Consider the following 12,342-nt stretch of genomic DNA (forward strand, 5'->3'; position numbering starts at 1 on the left):
CAATAATTGAACGGCAAAAAGGACTTTTATGAACTCAATAAAACGCTTCAACCCGCGGTTACTACCTATTTACTTAAGTCTGTTCTTGGTTGCCTGCGCTTGCGTACCCAAGGTCCAGGCTACGACCACTGTGGATAACCTGCTGGCCGACCCGCTGCTCAATGGCGCGCAGGTGTCGTTGACGGTGCGCGATGCGGTCAGCGGTGCGGTGCTTTACCAGCGCAATGGCGATTCGCGGTTGGTGCCGGGGTCTAGCCTCAAGTTGCTGGGCTCGGCGGCGGCGATGCAAGTGCTGGGTGCCGATTACCGTTTCACCACCCAGGTATTGAGCAATGGCCGCCTCGACGGGGCTGTGCTCAGGGGCAACCTGTACCTGCGCGGCGCGGGCGACCCGAGTATCCAGGCCGAGGATTACCGGCAGCTGGCGGCCAGGTTGGCGCGCCAGGGGGTGCGTGAGGTCAGCGGCGACATGGTGTTCGACGACACGGCATTCGATGCCGTGCGCCTGGGCATCGACTGGGCGGTGGATGACGAGGATAAGGCCTACGGTGCGCAGATATCGGCGCTGAGCCTGGCGCCGGACGGGGATTTCGATGCCGGTTCGGTGCTGGTGCACGTCAACGCCGTAGCTCCCGGTGAGCCAGTGCAGGTGCGCATCCACCCGGCCAACCGCTTGCTCACGGTGAACAACCAGGCAACGGTGGGGGAGGCCAACACGATCCGCGTCAGCCGTGAACACGGCAGTAATCGCCTCAGGGTCACCGGCACTGTGCCGGTGGGCGAGGCCAGCAAAAAGTGGGTCAGCGTCTGGGAGCCGACGCGGTTGGTGGCGGATGTGTTTCAGGCGGCGCTGGTGGCCGAGGGCATCAAGGTGCGCGGGCGTACGTTCATCGGCGCCGTGACCGCACCCGGCGCCACGGTACTGGTCAGCCATGAGTCGGCGCCGCTGGCGCAGTTGATGCCGGTGCTGCTCAAACTGTCGAATAACGCGATGACTGAAGTGCTGCTCAAGGCGATGGGGCGGCGTACTGCGCAGGCGGGCACGACCGACGCAGGCATTGGCGCGGTGAACGGGTTTTTCTCAGGGCTGGGCCTGGACCCTACGGCGTGGCGCCAGGTGGATGGTTCGGGGCTGTCCCGGCGCAATCAGTTGTCCACCCAGAGCCTGACGCAGGTGTTGCTCAGCGTTCGCCAGCAACCCTGGTTCGACGCCTGGTACGCGGCTCTGCCGATTGCCGGCGAACCGGACCGGTTGGTCGGCGGCACCTTGCGCAATCGCCTGCGCGATACCCCGGCCCAAGGCAACCTGCACGCCAAGACCGGCTCGTTGACGGGAATCTCATCGTTGTCCGGTTATGTGCGCACCGCTGCCGGGCGGCCGCTGGTGTTTGCGATGGTAACGAACAGCTACCTGGCAGGCGCCGCAGCCATTCGCGCCCTGGAAGACCGCGTGGTTCTAGCGTTGATCCAACGGCCTGAGTAAAGCGGCTACCCCGAAAACGCCTGGCGAAACTCACCGGGCGTACCGCCAATGGTCTGGCGGAAGCGGTTGGCGAAGTGGCTGGCGCTGGCAAAACCGCAGGCCAGGGCGATTTCGCCCAGGGGTTGGGCGCTGTGGCGCAACAAGTGGCGGGCGTGGTTGAGGCGCCGGGCCAGGACGTATTGGTGTGGGGCCAGGCCGAAGCTGTGGCGGAACATGCGGGCGAAGTGAAATTCCGAGAGTGCGCAACGCGCCGCCAGTTGGCCCAGGCTCAGGGGCTCGGCCAGGTGTTGTTCGATGAAGGCCACCAGGTCGCGGCGTTGGTGTGCGGCCAAGCCACCCTTGACGCGCAGGCCCTGGCGCAGGCCGACCTGGGTCAGCAGGGTGTGGCTGAGCATCTCGTGGGCCAGGCTGCTGGTGAGCAGGCGCTCGCCGGGCTCGTTCCAGTTCAGGCGGATCAGTTGGCGAAAGCGCCGGGCCTGGGCCGGGTCATCGAGGAAGGTGCTTTCGCGCAGCTGCATTTCCCGCGGCTCGCGGTCCAACAGGGTGACGCAACCCAGGGCGAATTGGCGTGGGTCGAAGTACAGGTGGGCGAGGCGGATTTCGCCGTTGATGACCCACGCCGATTGGTGTTCGGCGGGCAGGATGCAGAGTTTGTCGGGGGCGCCCGTGGTGCCGGGTTGGCCACGGCGGAAGGTGCCGGTGCCGCCGGCGATGTAGCACGACAGGGTGTGGTGGCTTGGGGCCTGGTAGTCCTGGGCGTCGTGATGGTTGCTCCACAGCGCGGCGGCCATGCCGTCACCGAGCTCGGCGCTGTGCTCCAGGCGCGCGTTGGGCGAGCGATGGAGAGCTTGAAAGACGTGCAGGTTTTCCAGGGTGGGCATGGGCGCGGGCATCGATGGCAACAGGTCGCCATCCTACTCCGTCGCCATCACCCTGCCAGCCCACCGGCGACAAAAGCGCAAGTTTATGCAAGCGCCAATGCCAGGTGAGGCTTGAAACTGAAGGCCTTCTTCAGGAGCCCTCGCCATGAACATCACTTTGTACCTGCTGACCGTGCTGATCTGGGGCACCACCTGGATTGCCCTCAAATGGCAGTTGGGTGTGGTAGCCATCGAGGTGTCGATTGTCTACCGCTTTGCCCTGGCGGCCCTGGTGCTGTTCGCCATCCTTTTGCTCAGCCGCCGTTTGCAGCCGATGAACCGGCGCGCCCATTTGATTTGCCTGGCCCAGGGCCTGTGCCTGTTTTGCGTGAACTTCATGTGCTTTCTGTACGCCAGCCAATGGGTGCCCAGCGGTTTGGTGGCGGTGGTGTTTTCCACGGCAACCTTGTGGAACGCCCTCAACGCCCGGGTGTTCTTCGCCCAGAAAATCGCCCGCAACGTGTTGATGGGCGGTGCGTTGGGCCTGCTGGGCCTGGGCTTTCTGTTCTGGCCGGAACTGGCGGGCCACAGCGCCAGCCCACAAACCCTGCTGGGCCTGGGGTTGGCGCTGCTGGGCACGCTGTGTTTCTCGGCGGGCAACATGCTTTCCAGCCTGCAACAGAAGGCCGGTTTCAAGCCCTTGACCACCAACGCCTGGGGCATGGCCTATGGCGCGGCGATGCTGGCGGCGTATTGCCTGGCCAGTGGCATCGCCTTTGAGGTGGAGTGGACGACGCGCTACCTCGGTTCGTTGCTGTACCTGGTGCTCCCGGGGTCGGTGATCGGCTTTACCGCGTACCTGACGCTGGTCGGGCGCATGGGCCCGGAGCGTGCGGCGTACTGCACGGTGCTGTTCCCGGTGGTGGCACTCAACGTGTCGGCGCTGGTGGAAGGCTACCAATGGACGGCCCCGGCGTTGGTCGGGTTGGTGCTGGTAATGCTGGGCAATGTGCTGGTGTTCCGCAAACCCGCGCCGCTGGCCCCTCGGCGCTCGCTCGCCTGAGGGCGGTATATAAGTAGAGTGGATCGTCCGGCGGGGGGGCTTAGGCTGGCCATTGGTTTTTTAAAAGGACTGACCAATGGCCAACCAAGGCAAAGACGAGGCGTCCAGTCTCGCGACATTCCTGGCCGCGCCGCCGGACCATGAGTGGCTGCTGTCGCAGCAGCAATGGAGCTTGCAGCAGGTAGTGGACGTACTGCATGTGCAATACGAGCAATTCATGGGCGGCCTTCAGGATGAGGAGCGCAGCCGCTACCTGGCCTTGCAGCGACAAGTGTTGAACGCCCAGCAACGCCTCGAGCAGGGCGCCGCGGATTTCCACAAGGCGTTCGAGGCCGCAGGGTTGGAGCAGTTGCGTGCGGTTTTGCGCGAGATCGCCGGGCGCGACATCGACCCGCAAACCACCTACCTGCACACCCGCTACCTCAAACCTGCCCCCGGCGAGCAGGGCGAGGGGCCGTTACGGGTGACCCGGGCCCTGGACCCTCATGCGCAGGCTGAAGACGTCTTTAGCGTCAGCCTGTGGGAGGCGGCCTGTGGCAACTTCGGTTTCGACACCGCGTGGTATCTGCCGAAGATGGGCAGTACCGAGAATGCCAGCTACATCGATGGCGGCCTGAGTGTGGCGGCGTTTATCGACAAGGTGCGCAAGCTGGATCTAGGCGCGCGGCTCAACGAGCAACTGCAACAGACGCTGGAGCAGGGGGAACTCAAGCGCCTGCTGCAGAGCAAAGTGGCGCTCCAGTTCGAGTTCGATCTGCTGGAAGCCCTGCGGACGTCGTCCACCAGCGGCATCGACCGCAGCCGTTACGAGGCCCTGAAGCGGGCAGATCGGGCGCCGACCCAATGGTCGAGCTGCGCCTTGCTGACGATGCGGGTTCCCTATGGCGCGGGCGAACCCCTGACGGTGCCCGAGCCCGGGTTTGCTGGCGTGCAGCAACCCCCTGAACGTGGCCACCCTATCCGCGTGCCGCTGGTGATGTTCAGGGTGGCGGGGGTCAGAGGCGTATTTACCTATTTTCCCAATCGCCCCAATGGTGCCTTGCAGCATGAGGATGAGGTGAAGTGGGCCTGGAACAGCTTCAAGCACCAATTCATCGCCGCCTATCATGGCCATTTCCCCTGGCTGCACGAGCCTTTGTCGTTTCACGATCAGGCTCTGCTGCGCAGTTTCAGTCGCGCCCCGGTAAGGCCCACGGGCCTGAACTGGGTCGCTTCACGCCTCTATGACGTTTTTTCCCGCGCCCTCTACCAGCGCGATATCAACCAACTGACCTATACCCAGGAGCCCACCACCTCGCCCCATGCGGCGTTGTGGGCGTTTGAAACCGGCCGCTTTGCCAGCAATATCAAAGCGATGGCCATCCAGACCTCTGATAGGGATTGGGAGTCGGCCGTCAAGATCATAAAGGTCATCGTCAATGAGTCGCTGGACTGGCTGCTGATCCCCGTGCCTGGCCCGGTGCGCGGTATCAATGGCCTGAGGCAGTTGGCTCTGTTCACCACCTTAGGCTACAGCCTGTACCAAGGCGTGCAGGCCTTGAGCCACGGCGAGGCGGCGGATTTGACCCAGGCGTTCATCGACCTGGCAGACCTGATGTTCAGTGTCAGCCTGGAGCGCAGGCTGGGGAACATGGCCTACCGGCGACACGCGCGGCTGTTTCAACGGCTTAGTGGCCACCATAAGGTCACCCTGAGCGATGGTACCGTGGGGCTCTGGCGCGAAGACATCCAACCCTTCGCCCTCAGCCCCGATCAATTGCCCCAGATCCGGGAGCCCAATGACCTGGGCTTCATCGAACACGGCGAACAACGCTATGTGCAGGTGGCCCAGGGCGAGCAGACCCTGCTGGCGCAGGTTGTGCCTGTGGGCGATCAGGGCTGGCAACTCAAGCCCAGGGCGGACGGCTCGCCTTTCAGCCCACCGGTACGTTATGACGCGATGAGCCGAACCTGGCGCCTGGCGCTGGATGACAGTGCTCGCCTGAGCGACACCACGTTGCTCGAGCGCATGCTGGGCCTGTCCGGGGTGCCGGTGAATGCCCTGGAGGCGTTGCTCAAGGGCTGCGCAATTTCCCGCGCGCAGCTGGACAGCCTATGGCGTGGCGAGGCCCGGCCCCTGTCGGCGGCAGTGATCGATGGCATCGTGCGCGTGCGGGCCGATCAGCACATCCGCCAGCTCGGTGCGCTGCTCGACACGCTTGAGCCGATACCCGTGCATGCCGCCGACGCCTTGTTGGCACTGTTGCCCCATGTGCCAGGCTGGCCGGCGGACACTGCCCTGGTACGCAAGGACAGCGACGGCGACGTGGTGTGCAGCTACAGCCGCAATGGCGCGCCATTGGCCAGCAGGCAGGTTGTGCTGATCGTGCAAGGGGACCACCGCCTCGATACCTCAGGGCGCAGGGTGCCGGATACCGACCTGCTGGACTGGGTACTGCACGCTGTGCCCGCATTGCACCCAGCGCCGGACCTGGCCGCCGCCGATGCGCGGGCGCAACGGCGCAGCACCGTGGCGTCCGAGTTGCTGGAACTGTTGTCCGTGCGTGGGTTAGAGCTGTTCGAGGCCCTGACGCGATTCGGCACGAGCCTGCGCGCGGGCGCAGCCGCCGCGCGGCCAGGCGTGCGGCAACTGCTACCCGATAGCCGTGGCGCGCAGGGCAGTACCACACCGACGGTGGTGCGCACATTGGAGGCGCTGCACCCGCAGGTATCCCGGCCCCGGTTGCTGGAGGTGTTGCGCGAGCATCCGTTGCCGAGCCACGAGCAGGAACAGATTGTGCGCTCACAACTGCTTCCAGAACGCTTGTATTGGGCCCTGCGTCGCGCCCGTGACGACGGCCGACGTGACGCGGCACTGGACGGCATTTTCCACCGCCGCGCCTTTAACCCCGACGCGCTGGCCTGGGCTGAAGGCTTTGCCCGTTTTGTGCTCAGTCATTCCCTGGGGCGCGACCTGGTGGTGGGTGCGCCAGCCCAAAGCAACCCTTACGCCAGCAAGGGCGCGGGGGATCAGACCATCGTATTGCTCACCGATGACGAGGGGCGCGTTGCCGTGTTCGACCACCAACAGAGCCGGCGCGAAGAAGCGATCGGGGGCCCCGACAGCTTCTACCTCGCTCTCCTTGCGCACCTTGGCGCGGCGCAACGCTTGACCCTGGACCTGGCCTCCGACGATCCGGTGCAGAGCCTGCGTCTGCGGGTGGCCCAGGCGATGCTCAGGCACCGTACGACCCAGGGCGCATTCCGGTTACCCACCACCGGGCTGGAACATTACGAGGTCACGAATGTAGACCTGAACAGGCTGCAACCCGACGCCACGGGGCTGTATACCGTGGCCGCTGAGCGTTATTTACCTCTGGGTGGCCGTACCTATCAGGTAGCGGCGCACGGCCAGCCATTGGCTTGGGAGATTGTGCACCCGCTCAAGGTCGGCGCCGTGGGCCTGCCCTTGGTCCACAACGGCCATGGCGCCTGGCGTCTAGCCGATGAGAACCCCCGGACGTGGGAGGGCCATGAGCCGTTTCGGCGCCTGGGGCATTCGGTGGCGATGTTCGGTGCCGATGCTATCGACGGCATCGCGGCGGTCAGTGGTGTGGGCGAAGACGTCCTGCGCCGGGTTCATGCCAACAGTGAGCCACCACCTGCGTTGTTGTTGGACAGCGTGGCGCGTTTCGAGCGCCATCAGCAGATCGACATCGGGTTGGAGCGGGGGCGTGAGTTTTTCGTGAGCCTGCTGGGTACGCTCGATGCCGATGGGGTGAGCGGCCTTGTCGGCCCATCCGGGCCGGGCCTTGAGCCGCCAGTGGAGGCGCTGCTGACGCGGCGGGAACAGGCCCGGCCACAGTTGGCCGCGCAGTTGTTCCAGGCCTTAAGCCTGCGCGATCACCTGAGCGCCGATCCGCGCGCCCAGTTGATTCAGCGAGCCTTCCCCAGCCTGACGCAGGTGCTTGCCGATGACCTGGTGCGCGGTGCCAACACTGTTGAGCGTGAGCAACTGGCGGCAGGAAAAATTCCTCATGCGTTGGGTGAAGAGGCGCGTTGGCAGGTGCAAACGGTGCGCCTGAACCGCGCCTTTGAAGGGTTGTTCCTACAGGCCGCGCAGTCGGCGGACAGCCATCGGTTGATCCTGCACGCGCTCTCGCGCCTGCCCGGCTGGCCCGTGGACATGCGGGTTGAGGTCTTCGACCCGCAAGGGCGGGTCGATAGCCTGGGCAGCGAGACGGCGACTGTACGCCTGGAGATGAGGAATACCGCTCAGGGCTACCAGGCCCAGACGTTCACGGCCAATGGCAGTAGCACAGGGCCGGCTGATGTATGGTTTTTTACGGCGCTGCTGGCTGGGTTGCCGGCGGCCCAGCGCCAGGCGTTGGTGCCGCAACCGGCCCTCGCCGATGCGCAATGGCGCGAGCAGATCGCCCAGCAGGTGAGCGGCGACAGGGCGCGCGCCCGGGAAGTCCTCGGGATGCGGCCCATCAAGCCCTGGTTTATTGCGCCTCGGCGCGTGGCGGCTGGGCGCATTGGTTATCCCCTGAGTGGGAGGGGCCGCTCCCGAACCGTTGACGGGCAACTGTTGGCGGCCTACCGGGAGCTTTACCCATTGCAGACCGAAGATGAGGCGTGGTTGGACATCGGTGACCTGGGCGATACGACCCATGAGCGGCGCGAGGCCATTGCTCAACTGACGCTGGAGAGGGGCCGCCTGGAGCAGCAATTGCGCGCCTGGGTGGAGCTTGCGGCAGGAGGCAACAGGGCCATTGTCGCGCAGCGCCTGCTCCAGTGCTGGCGAAAGGAGGCCAGGCAGGTGGCCGGTGGATACGAGTTGGATCTGAGTGGGTTGGCGTTGGCCGAGCTGCCTGATATCGCTGTGCCGTTGCGTAATGTGAGGGTGCTCAAGCTCGATGACAATGCACTGGAGGATGTGCCGTTTTCGTTCTTGCGGCTGTTTCCCAAGGTAAGAAGCGTGTCGTTACGCAGCAATGGGCTACGTCATTTTGTGCAAAATCTCACGCGCCTGCCCGACTTGATCGGGCTTGACCTTGCGTACAACCAGATCTCGTTTAGCCTCCCAGACGTGCAATACCTGATGGACATGGTCGAGCTCAGGGTGCTGGATCTGGAAGGTAACCCGTTGGAACCGGGGCTGCGTTTGCAGGTGGGTACGTTGAGCCGCCTCGAAGGACTGAACCTGCGCAATACGGGCTTGACTCACTTGCCCTTTGGGATGGCGGGGTTGCGCCGTATTCGGCGGATCGATTTGCGCGATAACCGCATTGGAGAACTGACCCAGTTCGGTCTCGCCCTTCCTCATGCGGTGCTGCGGGCCATGGACCTTGCAGGCAATCCGCTTTCCGATCAGACCTGGGACCTGTTGCGCAGTTATCACGCCGACCCTGACCACCGCGATGCGAACTTCGGCGTGATAAACCGCTATGAGCCCAGGCCGGCCAACCCTGAGCATTGGCTGGCGGACATTCCCGGCAGTGCCCTTGCAGACCGACGGGCACTGTGGGACCGCGTAAAGAGCCAGTCCACTCAGATGAGCGGGTTTTTTGACCTGATCGAGCGGATCGGCTCCCACCCCCATTTCAACGAAGTGTCTTACCGCCCGCTACGTGAAGACCTGGGCCGCTGCGTGTGGGACTTGCTGGAAGGGGCCGACGCCAGTGCGCAATTCGCCCTGAACCTCCATGGCGAGCCCTATGAACCTGGCCTGTCCATCAACCGCTTGGTACTCATCCTGGGCTCCATCGCGTTGAGCACCCAGCCATTCAGGATTGCCACCGGGCGGCGACCCGAGGCGTTGTGGGATGCCTTGGTGTTGTTTCGCACCGAGGCGCGGCTGGAGGTGTTGAAAAATAATCTACGGGAAACCGGCCTGTACCAGCAGGAACACCTATTGAGCAGCCGGGAACTGGCGTATCAGATAGCCCTGGCCGACCTCTTTGTGATGCCAAGCAGGTTCCGGCAAAGGATGGATCGCAATACCCCGGAACTGAGCACGCAAGACATCGAGAGCATGCGCAGGGTGCTGACCCTGGCGGACGCGCGCACCCATATTGAGATCCTGTTATCGGCCGTTCCCGGGCGCAGGGATTTCTGGGAGAACTTGCTGCGAGACCGATTCGAGGGCGCGTTCGCCACTCGGCTCAGGTCCATGCACACGGCGCTGGAGGCACTCGATGAGCAGGTCAGCGACGGCACCCTCAATGAACACCAATACCTGTTGCAGGCCAATGTCTTAAAGGTGTCGCTGGAAGAACAGGAGAGAGCGCTGATTGACGAACTGACCCAACGCGAGTGGCTGGCATTTACCGGCAGGGCGCCCGCGCAGCCTGAATGAGCGGCCCTTGGCGCCTGTTGTGGGCGACCAAGGGCTGGCGGCCATCAGCCCTTGAACACCTGAGGGTTGACCAAATCCCGCGGGCGTTCGCCCAGCAGCGCACTGCGCAGGTTGTCCAGGGCGCGGTTGGCCATGGCGTCGCGGGTTTCGTGGGTGGCCGAACCGATGTGGGGCAGGGTCACGGCGTTGCTGAGTGCGAACAGCGGCGAGTCGCTGAGCGGCTCCCGCTCGTACACATCGAGCCCCGCGCCGCGGATGCGGTTGTTCTGCAGGGCCTCGATCAGCGCCGGCTCATCCACCACCGGGCCGCGGGAGATATTGACCAGGATCGCACCAGGTTTCATCAGCGCCAGTTCGCGGTGGCTGATGAGGTGGCGGGTCTTGTCGCTCAACGGCACCACCAGGCAGACGAAATCCGCCTCGCCCAGCAACTGGTCGAGGCTACGGTACTGGGCGCCGAGTTCCTGTTCCAGCGCCGTCTTGCGGCTGTTGCCGCTGTAGATCACCGGCATGTTGAACCCCAGGCGCCCGCGGCGGGCGATGGCGGCGCCGATGTTACCCATGCCCACGATGCCCAGGGTTTTGCCAAACACATCGGTGCCAAACAACGGCGCGCCGACGGTGGCTTGCCATTGCCCGGCCTTGGTCCAGGCATCGAGTTCCGGCACGCGGCGGGCGCTGCTCATCAGCAGGGCGAACGCCAGGTCGGCGGTGCTTTGGGTGAGCACATCGGGGGTGTTGGTGAGCATGATCCCGCGTTCATTGAGGTAGGCCAGGTCGTAGTTGTCGTAGCCCACCGAGACACTGGACACCACTTGCAATTGCTGGGCGTTTTCCAGTTGCGCACGGCCCAGTTTGCGCCCCACGCCGATCAAACCGTGGGCCTGGGGCAGGGCTTCGTTGAACTGCGCGTTGATGTCGCCCTGCTTGGGGTTGGGCACGATCACGTTGAAGTCCTGCTGCAAGCGTTCAACCATTTGCGGGGTGACGCGGCTGAAGGCAAGTACGGTCTTTTTCATCGAAGGAGTGCTCGTCTGGCGGCGGAAAATAGCAAGCACGCTAACATTCCCGGTCGCGGTTAGGCGAGTGCCAGTTGTCCCGGCAGCGGCCGGCGAAGATTAATCCGCCGTTAATGCCTGTGCTGTTAATTGCCCCAGGTTTTAACCTGGGGCGCATGCGCGAACCTTCACGATCCGCGTGTAAACTGGCGGCCATTGAACCGCCGCCAATTTGGGAAAGGATTACGACAATGAGTGAAGAAACACTAAGGTTGGTACGCGAACGCCGTTATCTGGTGTTGCTGGGCATTATCTGCCTGGCACTGATCGGCGGCGCGCTCTATATGCAAGTGGTGCTGGGCGAGGCACCGTGCCCGCTGTGCATCCTGCAACGCTATGCGTTGCTGCTGATCGCGCTGTTTGCGTTTATCGGCGCCGCCATGCCGGGGCGCCGTAGCCTGACGGTCATGGAAGCGCTGGTGGTGTTGAGCGCCCTCGGCGGTGTGGCGGTGGCCGGGCATCACGTATACACCCAGTTCTACCCGGCGGTGAGTTGCGGTATCGATGTGCTGCAGCCGATTGTAGACAGCCTGCCGCTGGCGACGATCTTCCCCCTGGGCTTTCAGGTCGATGGCTTTTGCTCCACGCCTTACCCGCCGATTCTTGGCTTGTCCCTGGCGCAGTGGGCGTTGCTGGCGTTTGTATTGACGGCGGTGCTCGTGCCTTTGCTGATTACCCGTAATCGCAAACACTTGAACTCATAAACGCACTAACTATATAACGCCCCGGCTCTGGATAAGAGTTCGGGGCGTTTTGCTGTGTGGTGGATTTAACTGGATAAGTGAAAGTGGGTGATGACTCCTACATTCACTGTCGACCATAGGGCGACTATTGTTTTTGCAACTTCTTCTATGCTGATGATTCTACTTACTGCAATAAGGAAATTGCATCATGTATCTCTCGCAAGAAGCCCGTGTATCTGTCACCAAAACCCTTTGGGAAGAAAAAGCCTTTAGCTATTTGATGGTTCTTTATCGTGCAGGCTCGGGGGAAATTACCCAGGCCCCTATTACGTTGGAGAACGGCGGCTTCAGGGTAAGCATCGATGAGTACCCAGATATTAACACCTGTTTGTTTAGCCACCTTGAAGACCTACTCCAAGTACTGGACGAATATGGCTTTACTCAGGTGCCCGGTGCTCTGGATCACATTCAGTACACCGGGCAAAAGTTACCCTCGACCCTGGATGAGCAATTGAGTGAACCGCATATGTTCTTACTGTGCCGGCGCTATGCGTTTCAACTTCAATATGAGTCGGACAGTTATGGCTATCACTCGGCACCTGTGTACTTCGATGGTCACAGTGTTTACGTCGAGCACATCCCCCAGCCTGAAATCTATCAAGTGCGCTTCAAGACGCTGGATGCGCTGCTGACAGCAATGAACCGTTATGGCGAAGCCAGCATCCTGGATTGGAGCTACAAGGCCGGTGTACGCCAGCCTGCCTTCGAGTAACCCCATCGGCGTTGTACGCAAAAGTACGTATCAGGGCGACGGTGGCACGCCGACGCCCTGGTATTTTTTCGTCTTGGTGAAAA

At 63.0% G+C, this 12,342-nt stretch carries 7 protein-coding genes; 5 read left to right on the forward strand and 2 right to left on the reverse strand.

Annotation, left to right across the window (positions count from 1 at the left end; all coding sequences use genetic code 11):
• The first annotated feature begins 28 nt into the window (after positions 1-28).
• A complete protein-coding gene (dacB, locus tag AC19YR_RS20725; protein ID WP_095107901.1) occupies positions 29-1,483 on the forward strand; it encodes a D-alanyl-D-alanine carboxypeptidase/D-alanyl-D-alanine endopeptidase in 1,455 nt (484 codons plus the stop codon).
• Positions 1,484-1,488: 5 nt separating this feature from the next.
• On the opposite strand, the gene AC19YR_RS20730 is transcribed toward dacB, so the two are convergent.
• Positions 1,489-2,364: a helix-turn-helix domain-containing protein gene (locus tag AC19YR_RS20730; RefSeq protein WP_500599955.1), complete on the reverse strand. Its 876-nt coding sequence runs from the start codon at positions 2,362-2,364 to the stop codon at positions 1,489-1,491.
• A 145-nt stretch (positions 2,365-2,509) separates the two neighbouring features.
• On the opposite strand from AC19YR_RS20730, the gene AC19YR_RS20735 reads away from it, so the two are divergent.
• Positions 2,510-3,406 (forward strand): DMT family transporter, encoded by an 897-nt coding sequence (locus AC19YR_RS20735; RefSeq protein WP_500599957.1) that lies wholly within the window; start codon positions 2,510-2,512, stop codon positions 3,404-3,406.
• Between the two features lie 76 nt (positions 3,407-3,482).
• Positions 3,483-9,746 carry a hypothetical protein gene (locus AC19YR_RS20740; RefSeq protein WP_500599959.1) on the forward strand — a complete coding sequence of 2,088 codons (6,264 nt, stop codon included), beginning with the start codon at positions 3,483-3,485 and terminating at the stop codon, positions 9,744-9,746.
• A gap of 44 nt (positions 9,747-9,790) precedes the next feature.
• On the opposite strand, the gene AC19YR_RS20745 is transcribed toward AC19YR_RS20740, so the two are convergent.
• Positions 9,791-10,765 (reverse strand): 2-hydroxyacid dehydrogenase, encoded by a 975-nt coding sequence (locus tag AC19YR_RS20745; protein ID WP_095107904.1) that lies wholly within the window; start codon positions 10,763-10,765, stop codon positions 9,791-9,793.
• A gap of 230 nt (positions 10,766-10,995) precedes the next feature.
• Here AC19YR_RS20745 and AC19YR_RS20750 point away from each other — a divergent pair, with 230 nt between their 5' ends.
• Together AC19YR_RS20750 and AC19YR_RS20755 are read left to right on the forward strand one after the other, a co-directional pair.
• Positions 10,996-11,508, forward strand: a complete 513-nt coding sequence (locus AC19YR_RS20750) for a disulfide bond formation protein B (protein ID WP_095107905.1) — start codon at positions 10,996-10,998, stop codon at positions 11,506-11,508.
• A 187-nt stretch (positions 11,509-11,695) separates the two neighbouring features.
• Positions 11,696-12,259: a hypothetical protein gene (locus AC19YR_RS20755; RefSeq protein ID WP_500599961.1), complete on the forward strand. Its 564-nt coding sequence runs from the start codon at positions 11,696-11,698 to the stop codon at positions 12,257-12,259.
• Positions 12,260-12,342 lie beyond the last annotated feature (83 nt).

The sequence above is a fragment of the Pseudomonas sp. MF08817 genome (assembly GCF_059862705.1).

Coding starts and splice junctions, on each gene's coding strand:
- AC19YR_RS20745 (WP_095107904.1), bottom strand. CDS start 10,765: ATGAAAAAGACCGTACTTGCCTTCAGCCGCGTCACCCCGCAAATGGTT.
- AC19YR_RS20755 (WP_500599961.1), top strand. CDS start 11,696: ATGTATCTCTCGCAAGAAGCCCGTGTATCTGTCACCAAAACCCTTTGG.
- AC19YR_RS20735 (WP_500599957.1), top strand. CDS start 2,510: ATGAACATCACTTTGTACCTGCTGACCGTGCTGATCTGGGGCACCACC.
- AC19YR_RS20740 (WP_500599959.1), top strand. CDS start 3,483: ATGGCCAACCAAGGCAAAGACGAGGCGTCCAGTCTCGCGACATTCCTG.
- AC19YR_RS20750 (WP_095107905.1), top strand. CDS start 10,996: ATGAGTGAAGAAACACTAAGGTTGGTACGCGAACGCCGTTATCTGGTG.
- AC19YR_RS20730 (WP_500599955.1), bottom strand. CDS start 2,364: ATGCCCACCCTGGAAAACCTGCACGTCTTTCAAGCTCTCCATCGCTCG.
- dacB (WP_095107901.1), top strand. CDS start 29: ATGAACTCAATAAAACGCTTCAACCCGCGGTTACTACCTATTTACTTA.